Consider the following 26,233-nt stretch of genomic DNA (forward strand, 5'->3'; position numbering starts at 1 on the left):
CACCATGGAGCGCGCGAGTCTCCCTCCACAGATTGAGCCCGCCGAGCTGTTATGGCGGGACGGCATCCCGGAGTCCGTCAGGTTCGGAGACCTTTATTTCAACCGTGAGAATGGACTGGAGGAAGCCCGTTACGTGTTCCTCCAACATAACCAGCTACCCGAGCGCTTTGGCAGAGTTCAGGCAGGCGGACACTTTGTCATAGCAGAGGCCGGTTTCGGAACCGGCCTCAATTTCCTGGCCACCTGGCAAGCCTGGAACGAACATAAACCGGATCAGGCGTCTACCCTGCATTTCGTTTCGGTTGAACGGTTCCCACTCACCCGCAAAGACCTGATTCACGCCCTGACCCTCTGGCCAGAGCTAACGCCTTTTGCCAAAGAACTCATCGAAAATTATCCGCCACTCGTCCGGGGTGTTCACCGCCTGATACTTGACGAAGGGAGAGTCCGACTGACTCTGTATTTTGGCGACATTCTGGAGGCCTGGGAGGCGCTTGAGTTTCGAGCCGACGCCTGGTTCCTCGACGGTTTTGCGCCTGCCTGCAACCCGCAGATGTGGCTGGACAAAACCATTACTCAGGTTCGCGCTCACAGCAAACCTGGCACCACTTTGGCAACCTTTACGTCCGTCGGCCGAATAAAACGGGCTCTCGCGGACGCAGGTTTCAGGGTTGAAAAGACCCGGGGCTTTGGCCGCAAGAGAGACATGCTGGCCGGGCTGCTTCCGGATGAAGTCGGCTTCGACCCCGCAGCCGGCGCCAAAACAGTTGCGGTAATCGGTGCCGGTATTGCCGGCTGCCTGCTGGCACGCAATCTTGCAGACCGCGGCGTTGAAGTCACACTGGTGGATTCTGCCAGCCAGCCCGGGGCAGCTGCCTCGGGAAATCGACAGGGAGCGACCTACGTCAAGCTGGGGGTCGAATTCAACGATCAGACTGAACTGGGGCTCACATCCCTGCTGTTCAGCCAGCGCTTCTACACGCCTTATCGCGATCGCTACTGGCATCCAACCGGTCTGTTACAGCTGGCCTGGAGCCCTCAGGAGCAGGATCGCCAGCAACGATTTCTGAGACGCAATGCCTACCCGGCGGAGATTCTGTATCCCGTAGCTCGGGAGGAAGCCTCCCGGCTGACCGGCATTCAGACCCAAACCGGGGGTATCTGGTTTCCCGGCAGCGGCTGGCTCGAACCCGCAAAGCTTTGCAAAGCACTCTCCGAGCATGCCCTTATCACCCCTGCATTCAGCTCCAATGTCGAGCGCCTGATTCCCCTTAATGGCAAGTGGCGGTTAACAGGCTCCGGCGGCCCGGAAATTATTGCAGACCGCGTTGTGATATGTGCCGGACACCTGTCGCCAGAACTCATACCGCTTAAGGGCGAATACCGGCTTAAAAGTATTCGGGGCCAGGTTACTCACCTGACAGACAAAGCGCTGCAAACACCAAAGGCGGTTATCTGCGGCGCCCGGTATCTGAATCCGATGGATGACGGTGTGGCGGTGACCGGCGCGACCTTCGATCTGCGCGACACCAACCCCGAAACCACGCGGGAAAGCCACGAGGAGAACATGAAAGCATTACAGGACATGCTGCCGGGCGCGCTGGACCCGGAATCCTCTCTTGCCGAGCTGTCAGGGCAGGTCGAAGGCAAGGTGGCGTTCCGCTGCACCACCCATGACTACCAGCCTGTCGCGGGCAGATTGTATGGTGCTGACGGCAAGGAACTCACAGACATCTATTTATTGACCGGGCTCGGGAGCAAAGGGTTGAGCTACGCGCCCCTCCTCGCCGAGTACGTCGCGGACCAGCTGACCGGACAACCCGCCTGCCTGCCCTCCCGTTTGGTGCGCCGTGTAGAGAGCCGTCGTATCCACCGTTCGGGAATGGCTTTATCGTAATGAATGAAGCTTCAAGATATCGATATATCGGCCGATAATTGATCAATGGATGCTTTGGAGCAAAGTCATGTCAATTTTTGTCAGTGAACCCGGCCGCCCCGTAGGCACCCGACTACCGGAAGTTTTCCGGGGGCGGCGCGTGGGTGACGTAACAGAGCTGACAGAGAGCCACCCAATCAGCACCAGCCATAGCGACACAACGGATGCCGAGTTTCAGCAAGCGGCTAATTCAGGTCGTCACAGAGCTCTTGAGGAGTATGGTGCGGCGGCGGCCGGGGAGCCGAAGGAGCAGCGCCCCTATCTGCCGGTGTCTTCCATTTGTTCTCCGGCCCTTTACACCCTGACTGCAGACGCAACAGTTTCCGACGCCCTGACTACCATGGACGACCACGGGGTAAACCACATTGTTATTACGGCCGAGAACAACGTTGCCGGGCTTGTCGATCGACGCTTTCTCCTGGGCTGGCTTCATGAAAACAAGGCAAACGCCATGAGCCAGAGCCTTGTTCATATTGAGCTGCCGGCTTTCCTGACCACCTCACCGGAAACCGATGCGCACCAGTTGGCAAGACTGATGCTCGCACACCAACTGAATGCAGCCCTGGTGATCGACAACACGGGAAAGCCTGCGGGTCTTGTCTCCAGCACCGACTACCTCCGGCTTTATGCCAATGCCGGACGCCATGCCGGAACCGTTTAGTTCAGTGGAGTTAACAACTCTCCTTCGGGGCTGAATAGCAGCATTAGCCATTCCGGACCACGACGGGACAGGGCTACAATTTCATCATCACGATAATTATCCAGCACCAGAATTTCCGAATCGTCCGCATTCAACTGAAGGCGCCAGTCGTTCCTGAAGGGGGCCTCGTCCAGGGTCTCATCGTCTGGCACCAGGGATACTCGGGCAATAATCCCCTGCTCCTGGCCGGTGATGACAGAATCACCGCTGAAATTTCCATCACTGGCCCCCGCGACAACCATGTCGCCCCCGAACTCCGCCAGTGCTGAAAAGCGATCGTGAGCCTGATCATCACCGTCATTAAGTGTAAACGCCCGGCTGACAACGCCGGTGCTTGAGTACCCCAGCAGGAAGCCGGCAGGACTGCTCGATGGGCTGCTTTCCAGAGCGTTGTCATCCTCGCCATTGTCCACCACCGAGTAATCTCCCATCCCGTTACCCAACAGCCAGACCAGACTGTTCGCAAAAAGTCCACTGGTGACAGTCTCGTCACCCTCAGTGCCAACCTGGTAGACCTGTACGGTGCCGCTACTGTCCGACGTGCTGTAAAAGAATGCGTCAGCGCCACCGATGACGGGTTCACCGTTTACAGAGCCCCGCGCCGAGCCAAACAGTATGGGGGACAGGGATAAAGCGCTACCGCCGGCGACCGAATCATCCACGTGCGAACCGACCTGCCGCGTCCAGGCCACCTGCGGCACTTCGCTGTTGCCATCCAGTTCCACGTCAATTCGCTGAAGAAAGCTGTCAACGCCTCCTGCCGGAACCTGCTCAGGCCAAGCGCCATCTGTTTCCCCCGCGACCAGCACATATCCGCTTGCCGTATTCATCGCCACTGAACGAACGACGTCATCGTTTGGAGTACCGGTTCTGATGGTCCAGCTTTCAAGGTACTCACCACCATTGCTGGCCGAGTCAAACCAGTATCGCGATGCGATGATGTCCTGCCCACCCAGTGCACTGGTTCCCGAGACCGCCGCGTCAGTGCTGTAGGCTATTGCGAACTCAAACCGGTCGACCTTGGTATTGCCCTCAGAAACCTTACGCTGGACCGTAGTGATCACCGGGTGCGGCTGGACCAGACTGTCACCGGCCTCCGAGATAGCCACTTCCTGGAGCTGAGCGCCCTTCTGGTCGTATATTCTGACCAGTACCCGATCGTTATCCAGGCTGTCATAGCCAGCGACAAACGCCCGTCCGGAGTGCGCAATGGCCAGGTCGGTAGGAATAAAACCACCCGAGGGATTCAAAGCAATAGGGGTGGTCAGTTCATTGAGGCTTACACGAATGAGATTCTCATCCGCAGCACGGGCATAGTTCTCCCGGCCTGCCTGATAGCCTTCATTCAACCCCAAAAGGATAAAACGGTCATTTAACGCCATATTGGTATAGGGTTCGGTCGGGACCAGGATGCGGAAAGGAACTTCGTTGATCTCCTGCGGGAAAATGAGTTCGTCGCTCTTCACCCAGCTGCCATTTTCCCAGCGCTCGGTAACGAATTCTGTTCCCAGCCTCGCAGTAGAATCCTGGGAATGCCCCAGTTTGGCACGAATCTCGCCCTCCCTTTCACCTGATAGAATCGCAACGTATTCCCTGGCATCGCCCACGTTCAGCGTATCGCGATCTCCACCAGTCGCCGTTTCCAGCGTGAGTACAGGCTCGTCGTCATCGATCACGATGTTGGTTCGGACCCCATCGTTAGTCTCACCGAGGCCCGCCAACCCCGAGCGTACTTCGGTCAGGCTAAGCCCTGCTGACTCAGACGGCTCCGGAAAGCTGTCATCAGTCACCTCAAGTCGTATATAACACTCGGTGATGCCAGGCTCGAACGTGACCACTCCACGGGTGTAGTTACCCTCATCATCCTGCTGATAGGTCAGATAGCTCAGGTCTTCCAGGAGTGCATCACTACCCTCTCCCAATGCCACCAGATCCTGACCAATAGTCGCATCGCCGGCGTTTGCATCACTGGAATCACAACGCTGATGGGGCGCACTAAAACCAGGATCACAGCTTGTCGCGTCGTACTCGGAGGTCAATTCAAATGCGACGGCTACCCGTGTCACGGAGGGCTGATCGAGGACAACCTTCACGACAACCGGTCGGGTGGGAACCGTAATATCTTTGGTATTGGAGACGGTGCCATCATCATTGTACTCGTTGATGGTAAAGCTGTGCTCACCGGCTGTTTCCAGATCAGGCAAGACACAGTGCTCACGTCGGCTTTCGGCCATCGTCGGCGTTTCGCCCTCAGTGTAGGTATCCGATTCGAGCGACAGGGGATTGTACTTCACGCTAATCTCGAATGGCTGGGTGCCGGCCATCCTGCCATCCGTTGTCACCAGATTGATGTCCTCGACCTTGCCGAGATCCGCCTCTCCCCGGCTACCGCCCGTCAGACCGGGAACACCCCGCATAATGATCCCCTGCCGGGCCTTGTTACTGGTATCTTCCAGTGCCAGCCATGAGGGCGCATTAGTCAGGGAATAATCCAGAATATCTTCACCACCATAGGCGCCAAAATTGTAGTAATACTCAACACCCAGGTATGCGGTGGAAGGAGGTATACCGAGAATGGTGGGCTGGTCCGGATCCTTCTCGGTTTTGCAGGCAGTCACAGAAAGGACCATCAGCATCACGGCGATCAGCCGGGTGACGGAAACAATGCGGGAGAATAAATCGGCGCGCATGAAAAAGTCCGCTTTAAAACGTTGTTGTTATGGCCGTGCTGACCGGCAAACGAGCCAGTCGATTTACACACCGTTACAGAACAACGCCATGGTAGCCAATTACAGGTAGATGCGATCTGCGCGAGTTCTCAGATTCACCCGCCAAAGATCCCCCCGCGCTCAAGTGGCAGGAACTAGCGGCATGAATCAGGGTTAAAGGGCTCAAAGGCCATGTTGTTTCAGGAAACCCAGAAGGCCTGCCTCATCAAGAACAGCAACTTCAAGCTGCTCGGCCTTCGCCAGTTTGGAGCCGGCAGCTTCACCTGCAACCACGCAGGCCGTCTTTTTCGAAACACTCCCGGCAACCTTGGCTCCAAGCTGCTCAAGCTTCTCCCGAGCCTCCTCACGCGTCATGGCTGACAACGCCCCGGTGAGCACCCAGGTTTGCCCCTGAAGGGGTTTCTCGCCCTCGACAATCGTCTCCTTTTGCCACTCCACCCCGGCCTGTCGCAAGGCATCCAGGGTTTCCTGGTTATGGGCCTGCTCAAAGAAACTACGAATATGTCCGGCCACAATAGGGCCAACATCCGGAACGGTTTTCAGGGTTTCCTCGTCTGCCTCAGCAATTGCCTCCAGGGCGCCAAAGTGAGATGCCAGTGCCTTGGCCGTCGCCTCTCCTACCTCCCTGATCCCCAGGGCATACAGAAAACGCCAGAGCACCGGATTTCGGGCCTTGTCGATGGCAGATACAAGGTTGGACGCGGATTTCTCCCCCATTCGCTCAAGGCCAGTGAGGTCAGCCTTCTTCAGGTGGTAAAGATCCGCAACCGTCTCGACCAGTTCCCGGTCAACCAGGATATCAATCCACTTGTCACCCAGGCCTTCGATGTCCATGGCTTTTCGAGAGGCATAGTGCCGTATGGCTTCCTTCCGTTGAGCCGGACAGAACAGACCACCGGAACACCGTGCAACCGCCTCCCCTTCGATCTGGACAACGTCAGAATCGCACACCGGGCACTTTGTCGGGAGTTCAACTTCCCTGGCCGCAGGCGGTCGCTTTTCCTTCAGCACCTTAACGACTTGGGGGATGACATCACCCGCCCGCCGAATAAACACGGTATCGCCGATGTGAGCGTCCAGTCGACGAATCTCGTCCATGTTATGGAGTGTGGCATTACTGACGGTAACCCCACCGACGAAAACCGGCTTAAGGCGCGCCACCGGCGTAACCGCGCCGGTGCGGCCAACCTGAAACTCGACATCCTCAATAACCGTGAGCTCTTCCTGGGCCGGAAACTTATGGGCAATTGCCCAGCGCGGAGCCCGCGACACGAATCCCAGCCTTTGCTGAAGTGCGAGACTGTTTACCTTGAATACGATGCCGTCGATTTCATAGGGGAGCGAGTCCCGCTTTTCCATCAACTGGTTATAGGCAGACAGGCATTCTTCCACACCTTTGGCCTTACGCATTTCCGGATTGATCCGGAAGCCCCAGCTTTTCACTACCTGCAAACCATCCCACTGGGTTTCCGGCAGCTGACTCTCATCCGTTACGGCGACACTGTAGGCGCACATTTCGAGAGGACGCCGTGCGGTTACAGTCGATTTTTTCTGCCGCAAACTGCCAGCCGCAGCATTACGGGGGTTCACAAAGGTCTTTTCACCCCTGTCCGCCAGCCGCCGGTTGAGCGACTCAAAACCCGCTTTCGGCATATAAACCTCGCCTCTCACCTCAACGAGGTCCGGCACATTATTGCCCCGGAGTTTGAGAGGAACAGAGGGAATGGTTCGGATGTTGGCCGTGATGTCTTCACCGGAATATCCATCACCGCGAGTCGCCGCAATGGTGAGTGAGCCGTTTTCGTAATGGAGGCTCACGGCGAGACCATCCAGTTTTGGCTCGCACACATACTCAATATCATCACCCGAGCCCAGACGATCCCGCACACGGCGGTCAAAATCCCGGAGTTCGTCTTCGTCAAAGGCATTATCAAGGGACAGCATCGGCAAACGATGAGCAACTTCCTCGAAGCTGGTTTCCGAGTTGCTACCTACCCGGCGGGTCGGGGAATCATCAGACGCCAGCTCCGGATAATCCGCCTCCAGCTTCTGCAGTTCCCGGAACAGGCGGTCATACTCGGAATCCGGAATCCGCGGATCGTCCAGCACATAGTATTGATAGTTGTGATCACTGATCACCGACCGGAGTTCTTCAACACGCTGAATAACGTCGGGCGTGGCTTTGCTCATGAATTCGCGCTCTCACCTGTCACAAAAATGCCCGGACTCATCCGGGCATCATTAGTCTCTCTTTAACCCCAACGTCAAACCCGCTGAGACCGTTGTTTACGCTCAAATTCACGGATCCGTTGGCGACAGTGTTCAACAGTTTGCGGAGTCATCACACTCCTGCGCTCGTCCTTCAGCTCGCCACCAAGGTTACGCACGACACACTGGGCTGTCTCATGCATGAAATCAAAAGCCTGGAGCGCATTGGAGGGCCCGGGCATGCTCATGAAAAAACTGATGCCGGGCGTGGTCATAGCCCTTACATCGTCCGGCCTGAAGGTACCCGGTTCAACGGCATTCGCCACACTGAACTGGACAGGGCTGGAAGTATCAGCGGCTTCGTGACGGTGGTAAATATCCATATCGCCATGCTCAAGTCCGCAGGCTTCAAAGAGTTTCTTCAACGCAGCGCCCTTAAAGTCTTCTCCATTCCGGGCAAGAACGTTGATAACTATGACCTCTCTGGCCTCCGGTCGATTGGCTCCGGCCAGCGGTTGGCTGCTGTCGGGGCGCACAGGCTCCCGCCGGGCAGTATCTTCCTCAACTTCAGTAGTGACTGTTGGCGGCACCTGCTCATGCCCTTTCCCGGTCGTTTTCGGAGGGTTTAACTCAGGATCCGGAACAGACGGCGTCTCCGGGTCGACCACACGGGGCTCACCGACGATACCTTCGTCACCAGGCACCGGCTCATCCATTGCCCCCCACCCCTGATCATCATCATGACCAAGCTCGGGCTCATCCCATGAAGAAAACCCGGATTCCAGTGGCTCAACAGCAGGTTCTTCCGCTCCCCCCTCATGTTTGCCTTTCACTACGGACGCCGTGACTGGACGAGTCGGCTTGGGCTTGGGAGTCCCGAAGCGGTCCGACTTTTCGCGCTTTACATAACCACGCTCTTCGAGAGTGTCCCTGGAAATCGTCCGGGCACCACCATTTGGCAGTTCCGGATTAAATTCGGCATCCAGTGGTGACTCTTCCAGTTCATCAGCCCCCATGCCGGAGGAAATCTCCATGGATTCCCTACGTGCCCGCCGCACACGGCGTATTCCGTCCACGACAATGCCGATGATAACCAGGGTACCGATGGCAATTAACCATTCCCTAAGTGACATAGTGCTGCTGTCCTGTTTGCAGATTCCGTAACGTTGCTACTCTAAGAAAACCCCGTAATGAATACAACGCACACCCGGGCCAGATGGCGTTATTGTCATCCTTGACGAAACTCTGTTCAGGGCTCAAATCAGGCTTCAGCCAGTGCCGCTGCTTCCTCAACATCCACTGATACCAGGCGCGAACATCCCGGCTCGTGCATGGTCACCCCCATCAGCTGATCCGCCATTTCCATCGCAATCTTGTTGTGGGTAATGTAGATGAACTGAACCTGTTTGGACATTTCCTTTACCATATTCGCATAGCGCCCGACGTTGGCATCATCAAGCGGCGCATCCACCTCGTCCAGCATACAGAATGGCGCCGGATTGAGCTGGAAAATGGAAAAGACCAATGCGATGGCCGTCAATGCCTTCTCGCCACCCGATAGCAGGTGAATGGTACTGTTTTTCTTGCCCGGAGGTCGTGCCATGATCGCAACACCGGTTTCCAGCAGGTCTTCCCCGGTCAGCTCAAGGTAAGCATTGCCGCCCCCGAACACCTTCGGGAATAGGGCCTGAAGCCCCGCATTTACCTGATCAAACGTCTCCTTGAATCGCTGACGGGTCTCGCGGTCAATCTTGCGAATAGCGTTATCAAGGGTTTCCAGCGCCTCCATCAGGTCCTCGTGTTGGGTGTCCAGATAGGTCTTACGCTCACTCTGGACCTGATATTCCTCAATGGCCGCAAGGTTTATAGCGCCTAATCGCTGAATCCGGTTGCCAATTTTCTCCAGCTCATCCGCCCAGTCCTTTTCATTGGCACCCTCAGGCAACTGAGCCAGCACCTCCTGGAGTTTCACATCCAGTTCATTGAGTTGATCTACATGATTCCCGGAACGGATTTCCAGCGCCTGGGACTCCATTTTCAGTTTTTCGAGCCTCGATCGCACCTCTTGAATAAGGTGATCTGTACGACTTCGACCCTGTTCCTTTTCCCGGACCTCACGATCAATTTCCTCAAGGGCATCCCGGGCAGAACCCAGCTTCTCCTCTTCAGCGAGCCGCCGGTCCAGCAATCCTTCGAGCTGCATCTGGAGATCTTCAATAGGCTCCTCTGCACTCTCCCGGCTCTCTCTGAGAATTTCAAGGCGCTCTTCCAGCCGTTCCTTCTGCAACTGCATCCGCTCGATAGTCTGCTTCAAACCATCCCGTTGACTGTTAAGAGACTGCAACTGAAGCTGCAGCTGATGGGCATGATCCCGGTCATGCCGTGCATCCTGGCGAAGCCGATCGAGATTTTCTCTCAGGCCATCTCGCTGTTCCAGCAAACGCTCCTTTTCTTCATCGCTGTCTTCCGTCGATGCCAGCGCCTGTTGCCACTCCTCACGAGCTGTCTGCAGGCTTTCCTGCTGATCTTCCAGATTGAGCGAGACATCGGATAAGTCCTCGCGGATACGGTGAAGCCGGGCGTCTATCTGTTCTGCCCGGGCCCGCAGGCCACTGATTCTGGAGGAGAGCCCGCCAAGTTCCCGCTCGGCGTCACTCAGTGTTGCCTGAGCTTCGTCCCGGGCGGATTCCGCTCTTTCTGACCGTTCCTGCAGATTCTCAAGCCGTTCATTTGCGAATTCCAGCGCCTCTTCCGCATGATCCAGCTGTTCTGCCAGATCAGTGACTTTCTTCTGGCGCTCAATCACACCTACCTGCCCCGCATCGGAGTCGGGCATGAGGATCCAGTCGCGGGAAACCCAGACGCCAGCCGGTGTGATGGCGCTCTCGCCGTCCTTCAGGCTGCCACGAAGCTGTAATGCCTCTGCCAGGGTGTTAACGGTCTTTATTCCGTTCAGAAGCGAGGCAACTGCAGGTACTCCGGAAACCTTGGCCGCCAGCCCATTGCTTTCATTAGAGGCACCCAGCGACGAATTCACCACCGCCAGTCCTTTTGGCGCCCCCTCCATGGCTTGGGAGAGATGTTCGATGCCAGGCAGGGAAAGGCCATGGGTAAATCGTCCGATAACCTGCTCAACGGCGAATTCCCAGCCATTTTCGATACGCAACTGGCTGGCAACTCTGGGTGAATCCGTCAGCTCATGCTCAGTCAGCCAAGCCTGCAGGGCATCATCCTGTCCGCCCATTTGCTCGTCCAGCAGGGCCTGCTGGGATTCAAGCGAGGCACGAAGGCTCTGTACCTTCTGGCGTTCCTCCCCAACTCCGTGCTCTGCTTCACGAAGGTTTTGCCGGGCTTCATAAAGCTCATCCTGTAACGCAGCAATTCGCTCTGCGGCCTCCTCCCTCTGGAGCTCCAGAGTCTCTTGCTGCTCCAGCAGGTCTTCCAGTTCAGCCCGATCCATCTGGCCTTCCAGGAGGTTCTGCTCATCCTGTAACTTGCCATGCCGGCTACGAAGCTGCTCGATCGCATCCTCAAGTGAACGAATCCGTGATTGTGCCAGTTCGGCCTGGCGACGGGCATCGGAAGAGCGGCTACTGAAATCTTCCCATTTCTGCTGCCACTCACTCATGGCATCTTCCGCCATTTGAAGTTTCTCACCGGACTCCTCGGAACGGATGGCCAGGGCTTCCTGTTCAGGTTCAAGCATATCCAGCTCTTCCTGAATCCCCGTCAGCTTGTCCTCGTCCTGTTCGAGCTCCCGTGCCAGTTCACGCTGATTAGCCATGGCCTGATCAAGCTCTGCAGCAGTCTGGCGACTGCGCTCACGCTGATGCTCAAGGCTTTGTTCGATACGGGCAATATCAGCCCCCGCTTCGTAGTATCGGGCCTGGGCACGGTTGAAGTGCTCAGTTCGATCCTGGTGGTTATCCCGCAGGGATTCCAGAGAGGTTTCCAGACTGACCCGCTCGGTCAGATTTTTCTCCAGTTCAAGCTCGGTGTCACGAATCTTCCCACGCCAGGTCTGCAGGTCATTATCGAGGGATTGCCAGCGAAGAACCGTCAACTCGGCTTTCTTCTGTCGCTCTTCCTGTTTGTAGGCCTTGTATTTTTCTGCTGCGGCTGCCTGCCGCTCAAGGTGCTGCAACTGACGCCCCAGCTCTTCACGAAGATCTGTCAGGCGCTCGAGGTTTTCCTGAGTCCGTCGAATACGGTTTTCGGTTTCCCTGCGCCGCTCCTTGTACTTGGAAATACCGGCTGCTTCCTCAATGTAAACGCGCAACTCTTCGGGCTTTGCCTCAATCAGCCGGGAAATCATTCCCTGCTCGATAATCGCATAACTCCGCGGGCCCAGACCGGTGCCAAGGAACAGATCGGTAATATCGCGACGACGGCACTTGGAGCCATTCAGGAAGTATTCCGACTGGCCCTCCCGGGACACGCGGCGACGAACCGAAATTTCGTTAAACCGGACAAATTCTCCAGGCGCAGAACCGTCACTGTTATCGAAGACAAGTTCGATAGAAGCCTGACCAACCGGTTTGCGGGCACTGGAACCGTTGAAGATGACGTCGGTCATGGATTCGCCCCGCAGATATTTCGCGGAACTCTCACCCATTACCCATCGAACAGCGTCGATAATGTTCGATTTCCCACAGCCATTCGGTCCGACTACCGCTGCCATATTCGAAGGGAATGGCACAGTCGTTGGATCAACGAATGACTTGAATCCGGACAGCTTAATTGACTTCAGGCGCATCAGGCGCTCTCCTCCTCCCTGAGAATGGTCAGAACCTGCTGGCGCTGGTGCTCACCAAACGCCTGAATGACTGCTTGCAGTTTTTCGGAATCATCACTGACAGCGGCGTCGGCCAGTTGCCGGAAAAAGGCCGCTGTTGCGCCGATTTCTTCCCGGAAGTTTTCCAGGGCAACAAAATAAGTCCGGCTGATGGCAGGCCGGAAATTCTCCAGGGTTTCCTCGAGGAAAGGGTTCTCCACCAGCCCGTAGGCATACCTCATTACACCAAAGCCCGCGTCAATCACCTGCTCAGCAGCGTCGACTCCGGAGGAATTCAGTGCATCAATCACCGCCTGAAGCTCCTGGACCTGCCCCATCACACCGCCGAGTTCCTTACCGGACCAGCGCTCCAGAACTTTGCGGCCAAGCATGCACAGCAAATCAATGTAGATATCGTAAAGACTGTTCACGCTCTCTGGAGTGAGACTCGAGACCACTGCCCCACGACGGGGGAATATCTCTATTAAATGCCGCCGTTCAAGGATCAGTAACGCCTCGCGGACGGAACCACGACTGACGTTAAGCTCACCGGAGACCTTCAGCTCCTGGATTCGCTCTCCGGGTTTGAGATCGCGCGTGATAATCCGCTGCCCAAGGTGTTGGGCGATTTGCTCAGACAGACTTTCCGGGGCCTGAAACCTCATAGAATTAGTCGCTCACTTCTGCAGACGGCAAAATCATAAGCGCACGAGTTTACCACAGGCATTGGCAAGCCCCATCCCCCCTTGTCCGACATTTTGATCCCTGCCGAACCCTGGCCCGGCAAAGCCCTGCCGTTTTTTTGACGCCTTTTCCCAGAAACACCCCAAAATCTTGCGAACTTACACGAGAATGTATCGATAGGACATTGTTTTATATCTTTTTAACCATTACGGCATGGTTGGTGCTTAATCACTCGAAATCACTGTAAACTTCAGCGACAGAGTGAGCCGTAGTGAAACACATACCGTCCATCCAACGACCTGGCTCCCAGCCTCAGAAACTGGCAGCTTTGAGACAAGCCCATCAGGACTGGAACAGCGCGCCGGATGTATTCACCAAACTGACGCGCCGCCTGTCAACGACCCTCTCTCTGGAAACCCAGTTGGGCATTCTGGCGGAGGAGCTCGGCTCAATCGTCCCCTTCGATTCACTTAATTACCACCATCGCGTTGCCCGCAGGGATTTTGTCTTTGCGACAGGAATGGGTGGGCCGCACCGCTGTGAATACCGCCTGAATCTGGAAGGGGTCAGTTTGGGAACACTGACACTGCACAGACGCCAGAAATTCTCTGAGGAGGAGCTTCAGGGAATAGAGATGATCATCGGTGCCGCAATATGCCCACTGAGAAACGCCTGCCAGTATCTTGCGATCGAACAGGCATCACTCACGGATTCCCTCACAGGAATACCGAATAAGCGAGCCATGGACGAGTCACTGGAGCGCACGACCCAGCTCGCCGACCGCCATCACGAAGACTATTCACTGATTCTCTGTGACCTCGATCATTTCAAGTCCGTCAACGACAATCATGGTCACGTTGTTGGCGACCATCTTTTGCAGCTGGCCGCAGAGGCTCTTGAGCGCTCCCTGCGCACTTCAGACACTGTCTATCGGTTTGGCGGTGAGGAGTTTGCCATTTTGCTGCCTCATACCAATGATGAGGATGCGAAAGACGTCGCTGACAGGATCCGTAAGGCAGTCTGCGACATTGAGATCGATTGCGGCGGAACCAAACTGTCAATTACTGCAAGTTGCGGTGTCGCCATGCACATCGAAGAAGAGTTGCCCGGGCAGTGGGTTGCCCGGGCGGACGAAGCACTTTACCGTGCCAAAAGTCAGGGCCGAAACTGTACCCGGGTTTTTGCTTCGATCAGCTGAACGTTACTTCCGTGGCCCCTTGTTCCGGGCGCCACTTCCCTTATCAGCAGCCTTCGACGGGCGGGTGTCACTGACCTGCCAACGTTTGGTACCTGGCTTTTTGTTGCTGCCACGCCCGGGACTTTTCCGGCGCTGGCGATCCTGAGCGGCCTTCTCATCGGGTGTTTTCTGGGGGATATCCTTTAAGGCCAAACCAACGGTGCGACTCAGAGTATCAACCGACTTCTGGTCAAGCTCTTCCCATTTCCCCAGTGTCAGCCTGCTTGGCAGAAAGACCGGTCCATAGCGCACACGCTTGAGACGGCTGACCCTTACACCCTGGGATTCCCACAAGCGGCGTACTTCCCGGTTCCGCCCCTCAAACAGTGTGACGTGAAACCAACGGTTGATTCCGCTTCCGCCAGCGGGCGAAATGTCGCTGAATTTGGCCATGCCATCCTCCAGCAAAACGCCATCCATCAACCGCTTGATCATGGCATCATCCACTTCCCCGAAAATACGTACAGCGTACTCTCGGTCTATTTCGCTGGAAGGGTGCATGAGGCGATTAGCCAGTTCGCCGTCGGTGGTAAAGAGAACGAGACCCGTCGTATTGATATCCAGGCGACCAATAGAGATCCAGCGATGGTCCTTCAGACGGGGAAGCCGGTCAAACACTGTAGGGCGGCCCTCCGGGTCCTTGCGAGTGGTCAGCTCGCCCTCCGGCTTATTGTAGATCAACACACGGCGAACGACTTCGGCCGCGCCAGACACATCCAGGCGCTTGCCATCAAGCTCAAACCGGTCTTCCACTGTCGCTTTCTGACCCGGAGCTGCCGGTTCGCCGTTAACGATCAGCCTTCCGGTCTCCATCCAGCCCTCAATTTCACGACGAGATCCGACACCCGCCCGGGCCAGAAGCTTCTGGATTCGTTCCGGGCCGTCTTGGCTCACTTTTTCACTGGCCGGTTTCGCGGCCTGTCTGGGGCGTTCTGACGCCATGAATCAATCCTTAGTAACTGCCTGACACCGTGGTGGCATCAGTGAAGTGTCTGCTCGTCCGAATCACTCTTTGACGGGGATTCGAACTCGATTTCTGCCTGCATGTTCTTTTCAATTTCCCGGCCAATTTCCTCAAGATCACGGATTTCCGACAGAGGCGGCAACTGATCAAGCCCTGTCAGATTGAAATAATCCAGAAACTGTTTGGTGGTTGCGTACATGGCAGGCCGGCCCGGTACATCACGGTGGCCAACAACGCGCACCCACTCTCGCTCAAGCAGTGTGCGAATGATATTGCTGCTTACCGTTACACCCCGGATGTCTTCAATCTCGCCGCGCGTGATTGGCTGCCGGTAGGCAATCAGGGCGAGGGTCTCCAGTAAGGCACGGGAATACCGCTGGGGCTTCTCCTCGAAAAGTTTGCCAACCCAGGGAGCGTATTCCTGGCGAACCTGAAGACGATAACCGCTGGCAACCTTGCGAAGCTCAAACCCCCTGCCGTCACAGGCATCTTCCAGTAACACCATTACATGCTCCATCACCTGCCGGGCGGGGCGCTCATCTTCGGTAAACAACTCACGCAGCTGATCCAGTGACAGGGGCTTACCAGCTGCCAAAAGAGCGGCCTCGGTAATGGCCTGGATACGTAATAGATGCTCTTCATTCATAACAGATACCCGATTTTTCGTATTCTCGTCGATGGACGGCCGTATCAGCTCGTCGAGCGGGCCCGGACATGAATCGGGCCGAGAACCTCTGCCTGCACGACTTCAATCAACTGCTCCTTAACCAGTTCCAGCGTGGCAAGAAACGTGACGACTACGCCTAACTTCCCTTCTTCCAGGGTAAACAGGCTTTCGAACGTTATAAATTTTTCGTCCTGAAGCACAGACAGGATGGCGGACATGCGTTCCCGGGTGGACAACCTCTCCCGCTCCACATGGTGGCTGGTGAACAGGTCGGCCCGCTGGAGAACTCCCTGCAGCGCCAGCAGCATTTCCCGCAAATCAACATCTGGATGAGGCTGACTCGACGGCATTTTGGGTAAAGCAGCCGAACCTGCGAAATTGTCCCGTTCCAGCCGCGGGATTTCGTCAATATCCTCCGCTGCCTTTTTGAACCGCTCATACTGCTGCAGGCGGCGAATCAGCTCGGCACGGGGATCAATCTCTTCTTCATCCTCACTTTCCTGCCTGGGCAGCAGCATTCGCGATTTGATCTCTGCCAGCGTCGCTGCCATCACCAGATATTCGGCCGCAAGCTCAAAGCGCATGGCTTCGACGGCGCCGATATAGTCCATGTACTGGCGGGTGATCTCACTGACATCGATCTCCAGAATATTCATATTCTGGCGACGGATAAGATAAAGGAGGAGATCCAGAGGCCCTTCAAATGCCTCCAGAAATACAGCCAGCGCATCGGGCGGAATGTAGAGATCTTTGGGCACATCCACCACGGGCTTCCCGGACACACGAGCAAGTGGCGACTGTTCAGCCACTCCCTCTTCAGCTCCGGACACTGGCGTGCCTGTGGTGTCGTCCGTCATAACCTCTCTCCTCCTGGGGAATCCGGTAGCTGCTCTCGACGCCCGAAAAAAGGCGGAGTTCTATCGGTAATGAAGCCCCATAGCAGCTCGCACTTCCTCAAGAGTGTCCCGCGCTGCATCCCGTGCATGCTCACGACCTTCCTGCAAAATGGAATGTACCAGATCCGGGTTGCTCTCGTATTCACGAGCTCTCGCATGCAACGGGCGTTGCTCTTCGACGATGGCGTCAATGAGAGGCTTCTTGCAGTCAAGACAGCCAATCCCGGCGCTCCGACATCCATTCTGCACCCAGTCCTGTGTATCCGCGTCTGAGTAAACCTTGTGCATGCTCCAGACCGGGCACTTATCCGGATCTCCTGCATCAGTTCTACGCACGCGCTGCGGATCTGTCTGCATGGTTCGAACCTTCTGGGCAACGCTGTCCGGCTCTTCCCGAAGGCCAATATAGTTATTGTAGGACTTCGACATTTTCTGGCCGTCGAGCCCCGGCAATTTGGACTCAGGCGTCAGCAGCGGCTGAGGTTCCGGCAAGATGACCTTGCCGCCACCCTCAATGTAGCCATAAAGACGCTCACGATCTCCCAGAGAAATATTCTGCTGCTCTTTCAGTAAGGCCCGGGCAGTCTCAAGAGATTCCAGGTCGCCTTCTTCCTGATAGCGCCTTTTGAGATTGCGGTAGAGTTTGGCGTTCTTTTTTCCCATCTTCACGATGGCGCCTTCCGCCTGCTCTTCAAAGCCAGGTTCGCGGCCATAGATATGATTAAAACGACGGGCGATTTCGCGTGTAATTTCCACATGGGAAACCTGATCAGCACCAACCGGAACTTTGCCTGCGCGATAAACGAGGATATCAGCGCTTTGCAGGAGCGGGTAACCCAGAAAACCATAAGTCGCCAGGTCTTTCTCGCGCAACTTTTCCTGCTGATCCTTGAACGTAGGGACCCGTTCAAGCCAGCCCAATGGCGTGATCATGGACAACAGCAAGTGCAATTCCGCATGCTCCGGAACCTGGGACTGGATGAACAGTGTGGAAGACCCGGGATTGACGCCTGCGGCTAACCAGTCAATCACCATATCCCAGACACTTTGCTCGATACCCGAAGGATCGTCGTACTGGGTTGTTAGCGCATGCCAGTCAGCGATGAAGAAAAAGCACTCGAATTCGTGCTGGAGTTTCACCCAGTTTTTCAGCACACCATGATAGTGACCAAGGTGAAGCTTGCCGGTCGGACGCATACCGGACAAAACTCTTTGCTGGGAATCTACAGAACTCAAAGCACGAACTCCTTCTGTTTGAATGTAACCGGCCCAAGATAATTCGGGCGACCAGGCATTATAAATAAAAAACCCCCGCACTGCAGGGCAGAACGGGGGTTTTTATTGAAAGAAGGCTAACTTACCAGCCAGTCGCCTCTTTCAGAGCCTGGCCAATTTCGGCCAGACTACGCACGGTTCTTACACCGGCATCATTCAGCGCGGCAAACTTCTCGTCTGCCGTACCCTTGCCACCGGAGATGATCGCACCAGCGTGGCCCATACGCTTGCCAGGAGGCGCAGTCACGCCCGCAATGTAGGAAACCACCGGCTTGGTTACATTCTCCTTGATGAAGGCAGCAGCCTCTTCTTCAGCGGTACCGCCGATCTCACCAATCATTACGATGGCTTCGGTCTGCGGATCTTCCTGAAGCAGCTTCAGGATGTCGATGAAGTTGGAGCCCGGGATCGGGTCACCACCAATACCGATACAGGTGGACTGGCCATAACCGAAGTCAGTGGTCTGTTTGACCGCTTCGTAAGTCAGGGTACCGGAACGGGATACGATACCGACCTTGCCCGGCTTGTGAATATGGCCCGGCATGATACCGATCTTGCACTCGCCCGGTGTGATTACGCCCGGACAGTTCGGCCCGATCATGCGCACGCCTTTACGATCAACGTATTCTTTGGCGTAAAGCATATCGATGGTCGGGATGCCCTCAGTAATGCAGACGATCAGCTGAATGCCAGCGTCGGCTGCTTCAATGATCGCATCCTTACAGAACGGAGCCGGTACATAGATCACCGTAGCTTCTGCACCGGTCTTCTCAACCGCATCACGCACGGTGTTAAATACAGGCAGACCAAGATGCTCGGTACCGCCCTTACCCGGGCTAACGCCACCAACCATCTTGGTGCCGTACTCAATAGCCTGTTCAGAGTGGAAGGTACCCTGTGCGCCGGTAAAGCCCTGGCAGATAACCTTGGTGTCTTTGTTGATCAGGATGCTCATTATTTACCCCCTGCGACTTTAACGACTTGCTCTGCGGCATTCGCCAGACTCGTGGCAGCGATGATATTCAGGCCACTGTCGGCAAGTACCTGGGTACCCTTCTCGGCGTTGTTACCTTCAAGGCGAACAACCACGGGAACTTTGACACCGACTTCCTTAACCGCGCCGATAATACCCTCTGCAATCATGTCGCAGCGAACGATGCCACCGAAGATGTTCACAAGAACCGCCTGAACGTTGTCGTCAGACAGGATGATCTTGAACGCTTCGGAAACTCGCTCTTTGGTTGCACCGCCACCAACGTCCAGGAAGTTGGCTGGCTGGCCACCGGACAGTTTGATGATGTCCATGGTACCCATGGCAAGACCGGCACCGTTAACCATGCACCCGATGTTACCTTCCAGTGCAACGTAGTTCAGTTCCCACCTGGCCGCCTCGGCTTCACGAGGATCTTCCTGGGAAGGATCGTGCATTTCGTGGATTTTCTTCTGACGGTACAGAGCATTGCCGTCAACACCGATTTTGGCGTCCAGGCAGTGCAGGTCACCGGCAGGGGTGATGACCAGCGGGTTGATCTCCAGCAACGCCAGATCACGATCTTCAAACAGCTTCGCCAGACCCAGGAAAATCTTGGTGAACTGACCGATCTGCTTACCTTCGAGACCAAGCTTGAATGCCAGCTCGCGGCCCTGGTATGGCTGAGCGCCAACCAGCGGATCGATTTCCGCTTTCAGAATTTTTTCAGGCGTTTCTTCGGCGACCTGCTCGATCTCGACACCGCCCTCAGTTGAGGCCATGAACACAATACGACGCGTACCGCGATCGACAACCGCGCCAAGGTACAGCTCCTGGTCGATGTCGGTGAGGGATTCAACCAGGATCTTGCTGACCGGCTGGCCATTTTCATCGGTCTGGTAGGTTACCAGGTTCTTGCCCAGCCACTTCTCGGCAAACTCACGAATCTCGTCTTTGCTCTTGACCAGCTTTACACCGCCAGCCTTACCGCGGCCACCCGCGTGAACCTGTGCTTTAACAACCCAGGCATCTCCACCGATCTCGGTGGCGGCTGCTACAGCTTCTTGAGGAGTATCGCAGGCAACGCCCTGGGATACTGGCAGGCCATATTCAGCGAAAAGCTGTTTGCCCTGATATTCATGCAAATTCATAGTTAATGTCCCGCTTATTAATGGAGGATAACCACGTACGGAAATGAACCCGCGCAAGCCCCTGTCAGGGACTGCTGTTGCGAATTCGGTTTGGCGAGCCGGGGATCACCTCAACCCGCCCTGAGCGCAACCGGAAACCAGCCGTTTTTATGGCAGTGGGGCGCCGACATTGGCGCCCCCGCTTCCTGGTGTGCGTTACTTCTTTTTGCGGCGGTTGGCGATATGGATCGCCCCGCCGCCGACAGCCAGAGCCGCCTCATGCACGGACTCCGACAGAGTCGGGTGCGCGAAGCAGGTCAGCGCGAGATCTTCTGCGCTTGAGCCAAACTCCATGGCTATAACACCCTGGGCCACGATTTCCGAGGCCTGAGGACCTACAACATGGAAACCGAGGATTCTGTCGGTTTTCGCATCAGCAATGATTTTCACCATGCCAGAGGCGGAGTTTGCAGCCATTGCACGACCATTGGCAGCAAACGGGAAGGTACCGACGTTGTAGTCTTCACCTTCTGCCTTGAGCTGCTCTTCGGTCTTACCAACCCACGCAACTTCCGGCGCGGTGTAGATCACATTAGGGATGCAGTCGTAGTTAACCTGTGGCTTGTGACCCGCGATACGCTCGGCAACCATGACACCCTCTTCGGATGCCTTGTGGGCCAGCATTGGGCCACGAACCACATCACCAACTGCCCATACGCCCGGAGCTTCGGTCTTACAATTGTCGTCGACAAAGATGAAACCACGCTCATCCATCTGCACGCCGGAATCTTCAGACAGCAGGTTATCGGTGTAAGGACGACGGCCAACAGCAACAATCAACTTGTCGAACTTGGCGTCGTGCTTGCCCTCGGAGTCTTCATAGCTAACGTTGACCAGCTTGCGCTTTACTTCGGCACCCGTCATACGAGCACCCATAGCAATGTTGAGTCCCTGCTTCTGGAACTGTTTGAGCGCGTCCTTCGCGACCTGCTGGTCAACCGCTGGCAGGAAAGTCTCCTGAGCTTCAAGAACAGTAACTTCCGCGCCCAATCGGGCCCAGACACTGCCCAATTCCAGGCCAATCACGCCCGCGCCAATCACGCCAAGGCGCTTGGGAACTTCAGTAAACTCAAGGGCGCCCTCTGAGTCGACAATATGTTCACCATCAAACGGTGCAGGTGGGATCTGAATCGGCTTGGAGCCGGAGGCCAGAATCACGTTATCCGCTTCGTAGGTCTCGGTCTTGCCATCCTTGTCAGTCACTTCAACCTTGCGGTTCGCAAGCAGCTTTCCGTGACCGTGAATAGACGTCACACCATTCGCCTTGAACAGACCGGCGATACCGCCAGTCAGCTGCTTAACGATGCCGCCCTTGCGCTCCATCATCTTGGCGATGTCCATTTTGACATCCTTGGCGATGATGCCCTGCATCTCATAATCGTGGCTGGTTTCCTCAAACTTGTGGGAAATCTCCAGCAGTGCCTTGGACGGAATACAGCCCACGTTCAGACAGGTACCACCAAGTACCTGGCTTTTGCCATCCTCGGACGTCCAGGACTCAACACACGCGGTTTTCAGACCGAGCTGAGCGGCTTTGATCGCGGCAACGTAGCCACCAGGGCCTGCACCAATGACAATTACGTCGTACTTATCAGACATATTTGATCCCGTTTTCTGATTCGTTAAGTGTCAGCTCAGACGTCCAGCAGAATACGTGCCGGGTCCTCAAGCATTTCCTTAATGGCCACAAGGAACTGTACCGCCTCTTTGCCATCGATCATGCGATGGTCGTATGAAAGGGCCAGGTACATCATTGGCAAAATTTCCACCTTGCCGTTCACAGCCATCGGGCGCTCCTGAATTTTATGCATACCCAGAATCGCTGTCTGCGGCGGATTCAGGATCGGCGTAGAAATCAGTGAACCGAAGATGCCGCCATTGGTAATCGTGAAGGTACCACCGGTCATCTCCTCGATACCCAGTTTGCCATCTTTGGCCTTGGTACCGTATTCGACAATCTTCTTCTCGATATCGGCCAACCCCATCGCGTCGGAATCACGGAGAACCGGAACAACCAGACCACGATCGGTAGAAACAGCAACACCAATGTCCTGGTAGCCATGGTAAACCATGTCATTACCATCAATGGACGCGTTAACGGCCGGGAAGCGTTTCAGAGCCTCGGTAGCCGCCTTGGTGAAGAAAGACATGAAGCCAAGCTTGATGCCGTGGCGCTTCACAAAGTTTTCCTGGTACTGCTTGCGCATCTCCATGATCGGCGCCATGTTGACCTCGTTGAAGGTCGTCAGCATCGCAGCACTCTGCTGGGCATTCACCAGACGTTTGGCGATGCTCGCGCGCAACCGGGTCATCGGAACACGCTTTTCCGGACGCTCGCCGGCAGCGACATTTACTTCAGGCATGCCAGCAGCCGGCTTCGGCGCTTCGGAAGCACCTGAAGACTTGCCGCTATCTACATGATTCTGTACGTCTTCTTTGGTGACTCGGCCGTCTTTCCCGGTGCCCTTGACAGCATTCGGATCAACACTGTTTTCTTCGGCCAGCTTACGTGCTGCCGGGCTCAGGATGGCATCGCCGGAGGCTGAAGAGTCGCTCTTGGCCTCTTCCTTCGGCGCCTCTTCCTGCTTGCTCTCGGCAGGCTTGGCCGAGCCAGCAGCACCTTCCTTGAATGTGCCAATTACTTCACCGCTTTCCACGGTGTCGCCTTCACCCTTGAGAGCTTGTTCAATGACACCATCTGCTGGTGCCACAACTTCCAGAACAACCTTGTCGGTTTCGATATCGACAATCAGTTCATCACGGGAACAGGCTTCACCCGGCTGCTTGTGCCAGGTCGCGATAGTACCCTCTGCGACCGACTCCGGGAAAACGGGGGCTTTAATCTCAGTTGACATTACGGATCCTTAGTTCGGTAGCTCGTCAGATTTCGAACGCGTCGTTGACCAGTTTCTTCTGCTCTTCAATGTGGACAGACATGTGTCCACAAGCAGGAGCAGCGGATGCATCTCGACCGGCGTACTGAAGATACAGCTTGGGGTTCAGGCGAAGCAGTGCATTTCGCATGTGATGCTGACTGCAATACCAGGCGCCCTGGTTCATCGGTTCTTCCTGGCACCAGACAACATGCTTGAGCTTGGGATACTGGCCAAGCATTTCGTCCAGATCGTCCGCAGGGAACGGATACAGCTGCTCAATGCGGAAAATGACCACATCGTCACGCTCATCAGCCTTCTTCTTTTCCAGCAAGTCGAAGTACACCTTGCCGCTGCACATAATCAGGCGCGTCACCTTCTTGGGATCAGAAGGCTCCTTCTCAGGAAGCACCGTCTTGAAGGTGCCTGAAGTCAGATCCTCCAGATCAGAGGTTGCTTCCTTGTGGCGTAACAGACTCTTCGGTGTAATAGCCACCAACGGCTTGCGCAGCGGGCGCTTTACCTGACGACGCAGCATGTGGAATACCTGCGACGGCGTAGTAGGCACACAGACCTGAATATTATGCTCTGCAGACAGCTGCAGGAACCGCTCGAGACGCGCCGAACTGTGCTCGGGCCCCTGGCCTTCATAGCCGTGCGGCAGAAGCAGTGTCAGTCCGCAAAGGCGGCCCCACTTGTGCTCACCACTGGTGAGGAACTGGTCAATGACGACCTGGGCGCCGTTGGCGAAGTCACCAAACTGTGCTTCCCAGACCACTAATCCCTTCGGCGACGTGGTGGAGTACCCGTATTCAAACGCCATGACCGCCTCTTCAGACAGCAGCGAGTCGTATATTTCAAACTGCGGCTGATCCTCCGAAAGGCTTTCAAGGGCGATATGGGTGGAGCCGTCCTTCTGATTGTGAAGCACTGCGTGCCGGTGCGAGAACGTACCACGGCCAACGTCCTGTCCGGTAAGCCGGATCGGATGCCCCTCATCCAGAAGCGTTGCGTAGGCCATGACTTCGCCATAGCCCCAATTGATGGAGAGGGCCCCGGCCGTCATTTTTTCACGATCGGTGACAATCTTTGAAACCTGGCGCTGGATACTGAATCCTTCAGGCACCTGAGTCAGCTTCTTGCCCAACCTCTGAATGGTTTTCAGAGCCACGCTGGACTTACACTTGGCTGTCCACTCGTGCCCAAGATACGGCGTCCAGTCAACGTAAAGGTCCTTATTGGGCTCCTTGACCAGGGACTTGACCACGTGCTCGCCGTTATCCAGCGCGTCACGGTAGTCGTTCTCGACCTGTTTGGCGTCTTCCTCGGACAGCACGCCTGCGGCAACCAGTTGCTCCGCATAAATATTGCGGGTGGTCTTCAGCTTACGAATCTTTTCGTACATAACCGGCTGAGTGGCTGCCGGTTCATCTGCCTCGTTGTGCCCGCGACGACGGTAACAAACAAGGTCGATGACCACGTCATTCTTGAACTCGTTGCGATAATCCATCGCCATTTGAGTGGCAAACATGACCGCGTCCGGGTCATCGGCATTAACGTGCAGGATTGGAGCCTGAATCATCTTGGCAACGTCGGTACAGTACTCCGTAGACCGCGCGTCTTCCTGCTTGCTCGTAGTAAAGCCGACCTGGTTGTTTATAACGATATGGATGGTACCGCCAACCCCATAGCCCCGAGTCTGGGACATCTGGAACGTCTCCATTACCACACCCTGGCCGGCGAACGCCGCATCACCATGCATGATAATAGGAACAACCTGAGTGCCATCGGAATCACTACGGCGGGTCTGGCGGGCACGCACGGAACCCTCAACCACCGGCGACACAATTTCCAGGTGAGACGGATTAAACGCCATTGCCAGGTGAATTTCACCACCGGGCGTCATAATGTTCGAAGAGAAGCCCTGGTGGTACTTCACATCCCCGGAGCCGGAATCCGCCAGCTTTTTGCCTTCGAACTCGTCAAACAGCTCTTTGGGGTTCTTGCCGAGGGTATTGACCAGAACGTTCAGGCGGCCACGGTGTGCCATACCCAGAACAATCTCTTTCGCGCCGTAAGAGCCTGCCCGCTGAATCAACTCATCCAGGCACGGGATAAGACTTTCAGCACCTTCCAGGCCGAAACGCTTAACGCCCGGGTAACGGGAACCCAGATACTTTTCCAGACCTTCGGCAGCGGTAAGACGCTCAAAGATATGCTTGCGCGTCTTCGCTTCGTAATCGGGTTTTGAGCGAACCGGCTCCATACGCTGCTGAAACCAGCGCTTGATGCGCGTATCGACGACATGCATGTACTCGGCGCCAATACTCTGGCAGTAGGTTTGACGCAGCCCCTCTACGATGTCTCCGAGTTTCATTGTCTCGGAACCAAAATTCAGGGAACCCGTCTGGAATTCGAGATCACGATCCGTGTCGGACAGCTCGTGGAAGGCCGGATTAAGGTCTTCTACCTCAGGACGCTGCCAAACGCCGAGTGGGTCCAGCTTGGCTTCCTGGTGGCCACGGAAACGATAAGCATTGATCAGCTGGAGAACGCGAATCTGCTTCTTGTCAGCGTCACTCGTGGCACTGGCAGGTACGCCGCTGGTGGCAAGAAAGCGCTGATTACGGGAGATATGCTCGAACTGTTCACGGATGGACGAGTGAACAATGTCACGACCTTGATAGCCATCGACACTCGGAAGCTTGTCGAAGTAGCTGCGCCATTCCTCGGGAACGGCATTAGGATCTTTCAGGTAGGTTTCAAAAAGCTGTTCAACATAGGCCAGATTGCCACCTTGCAGGTGGGAAGTCTGCCATAACTGCTCCATGATGCTTTCGTGCATTTTGAATAGCTCACCTTGGGCTGGTGCGGGGAGCCCGGTATGGTCGGCCAGGGGTAAATCTTAGTCAATACGGGTTTTTACGGGATCGACTTTGGCCACCACACCCGGCATGGATGTTTTCCATTCCCCGGTGGTTTTATACTCAGCAACTCCGCGGAAGAACCTTATAAGCTCCAGTCGCGGCTTGCATAGTGTGCACTCGGCTAAGACTTTTGAATATAAGCCATTGGTTGAAGGCCCCGCGTCGTTGCGGGGCCTTCGAGGGACTAGCCTGGTCAGAACAGT

Annotated in this window: 17 protein-coding genes; 3 read left to right on the forward strand and 14 right to left on the reverse strand. The window is 55.7% G+C overall.

The genetic code is table 11. The annotated features are described in order from the left end of the window. The first annotated feature begins 4 nt into the window (after positions 1-4). Both mnmC and KFJ24_RS07030 read left to right on the forward strand, forming a co-directional pair. A complete protein-coding gene (gene mnmC, locus KFJ24_RS07025) occupies positions 5-1,897 on the forward strand; it encodes a bifunctional tRNA (5-methylaminomethyl-2-thiouridine)(34)-methyltransferase MnmD/FAD-dependent 5-carboxymethylaminomethyl-2-thiouridine(34) oxidoreductase MnmC (RefSeq protein WP_250830352.1) in 1,893 nt (630 codons plus the stop codon). 67 nt (positions 1,898-1,964) lie between these two features. Next, a complete protein-coding gene (locus tag KFJ24_RS07030) occupies positions 1,965-2,597 on the forward strand; it encodes a CBS domain-containing protein (RefSeq protein ID WP_250830353.1) in 633 nt (210 codons plus the stop codon). Here the strand turns inward: KFJ24_RS07030 and KFJ24_RS07035 are convergent. The 5 genes from KFJ24_RS07035 to KFJ24_RS07055 form a co-directional block, all read right to left on the reverse strand. Continuing rightward, positions 2,594-5,326 (reverse strand): hypothetical protein, encoded by a 2,733-nt coding sequence (locus tag KFJ24_RS07035; RefSeq protein ID WP_250830354.1) that lies wholly within the window; start codon positions 5,324-5,326, stop codon positions 2,594-2,596. The genes KFJ24_RS07030 and KFJ24_RS07035 overlap by 4 nt on opposite strands. A 201-nt stretch (positions 5,327-5,527) precedes the next feature. Continuing rightward, positions 5,528-7,555: an NAD-dependent DNA ligase LigA gene (gene ligA / locus KFJ24_RS07040; protein ID WP_250830356.1), complete on the reverse strand. Its 2,028-nt coding sequence runs from the start codon at positions 7,553-7,555 to the stop codon at positions 5,528-5,530. Between the two features lie 74 nt (positions 7,556-7,629). Then, entirely contained in the window at positions 7,630-8,706 is a 1,077-nt protein-coding gene (zipA, locus tag KFJ24_RS07045) for a cell division protein ZipA (protein ID WP_250830357.1), read from the reverse strand. A 128-nt stretch (positions 8,707-8,834) separates the two neighbouring features. Further along, a complete protein-coding gene (gene smc / locus KFJ24_RS07050; protein WP_250830358.1) occupies positions 8,835-12,329 on the reverse strand; it encodes a chromosome segregation protein SMC in 3,495 nt (1,164 codons plus the stop codon). Continuing rightward, complete coding sequence (locus KFJ24_RS07055; RefSeq protein ID WP_250830359.1) at positions 12,329-13,012, reverse strand: GntR family transcriptional regulator; 684 nt, start codon at positions 13,010-13,012, stop codon at positions 12,329-12,331. Before KFJ24_RS07055 ends, smc begins: the two co-directional genes overlap by 1 nt. A 290-nt stretch (positions 13,013-13,302) precedes the next feature. Here KFJ24_RS07055 and KFJ24_RS07060 point away from each other — a divergent pair, with 290 nt between their 5' ends. Next, entirely contained in the window at positions 13,303-14,229 is a 927-nt protein-coding gene (locus KFJ24_RS07060) for a GGDEF domain-containing protein (protein WP_250830360.1), read from the forward strand. A gap of 3 nt (positions 14,230-14,232) precedes the next feature. On the opposite strand, the gene rluB is transcribed toward KFJ24_RS07060, so the two are convergent. The 9 genes from rluB to KFJ24_RS07105 all read right to left on the reverse strand — a co-directional run bounded on the left by rluB (position 14,233) and on the right by KFJ24_RS07105 (position 25,948). Continuing rightward, the gene (gene rluB / locus KFJ24_RS07065; RefSeq protein WP_250830361.1) at positions 14,233-15,210 is read right to left on the reverse strand and encodes a 23S rRNA pseudouridine(2605) synthase RluB; all 978 of its coding nucleotides are present in this window, start codon (positions 15,208-15,210) and stop codon (positions 14,233-14,235) included. Between the two features lie 38 nt (positions 15,211-15,248). Continuing rightward, positions 15,249-15,878: an SMC-Scp complex subunit ScpB gene (scpB, locus tag KFJ24_RS07070; protein ID WP_250830363.1), complete on the reverse strand. Its 630-nt coding sequence runs from the start codon at positions 15,876-15,878 to the stop codon at positions 15,249-15,251. A gap of 44 nt (positions 15,879-15,922) precedes the next feature. After that, positions 15,923-16,756 (reverse strand): segregation and condensation protein A, encoded by an 834-nt coding sequence (locus KFJ24_RS07075; RefSeq protein ID WP_250830365.1) that lies wholly within the window; start codon positions 16,754-16,756, stop codon positions 15,923-15,925. Between the two features lie 60 nt (positions 16,757-16,816). Next, positions 16,817-18,031: a tryptophan--tRNA ligase gene (locus KFJ24_RS07080; RefSeq protein ID WP_284709165.1), complete on the reverse strand. Its 1,215-nt coding sequence runs from the start codon at positions 18,029-18,031 to the stop codon at positions 16,817-16,819. Between the two features lie 121 nt (positions 18,032-18,152). Then, a complete protein-coding gene (gene sucD / locus KFJ24_RS07085) occupies positions 18,153-19,025 on the reverse strand; it encodes a succinate--CoA ligase subunit alpha (RefSeq protein WP_250830366.1) in 873 nt (290 codons plus the stop codon). Then, the gene (gene sucC / locus KFJ24_RS07090; RefSeq protein ID WP_250830367.1) at positions 19,025-20,191 is read right to left on the reverse strand and encodes an ADP-forming succinate--CoA ligase subunit beta; all 1,167 of its coding nucleotides are present in this window, start codon (positions 20,189-20,191) and stop codon (positions 19,025-19,027) included. The genes sucD and sucC overlap by 1 nt, the downstream gene beginning before the upstream one ends. Before the next feature lie 195 nt (positions 20,192-20,386). After that, positions 20,387-21,829 carry a dihydrolipoyl dehydrogenase gene (lpdA, locus tag KFJ24_RS07095; protein WP_250830368.1) on the reverse strand — a complete coding sequence of 481 codons (1,443 nt, stop codon included), beginning with the start codon at positions 21,827-21,829 and terminating at the stop codon, positions 20,387-20,389. A gap of 35 nt (positions 21,830-21,864) precedes the next feature. Next, positions 21,865-23,085 carry a 2-oxoglutarate dehydrogenase complex dihydrolipoyllysine-residue succinyltransferase gene (odhB, locus tag KFJ24_RS07100; RefSeq protein ID WP_250830369.1) on the reverse strand — a complete coding sequence of 407 codons (1,221 nt, stop codon included), beginning with the start codon at positions 23,083-23,085 and terminating at the stop codon, positions 21,865-21,867. A 25-nt stretch (positions 23,086-23,110) separates the two neighbouring features. Then, entirely contained in the window at positions 23,111-25,948 is a 2,838-nt protein-coding gene (locus KFJ24_RS07105) for a 2-oxoglutarate dehydrogenase E1 component (protein ID WP_250830371.1), read from the reverse strand. Positions 25,949-26,233: the final 285 nt, after the last annotated feature.

The sequence above is a fragment of the Marinobacter sediminum genome (genome assembly GCF_023657445.1).
Taxonomy (GTDB): domain Bacteria; phylum Pseudomonadota; class Gammaproteobacteria; order Pseudomonadales; family Oleiphilaceae; genus Marinobacter; species Marinobacter sediminum_A.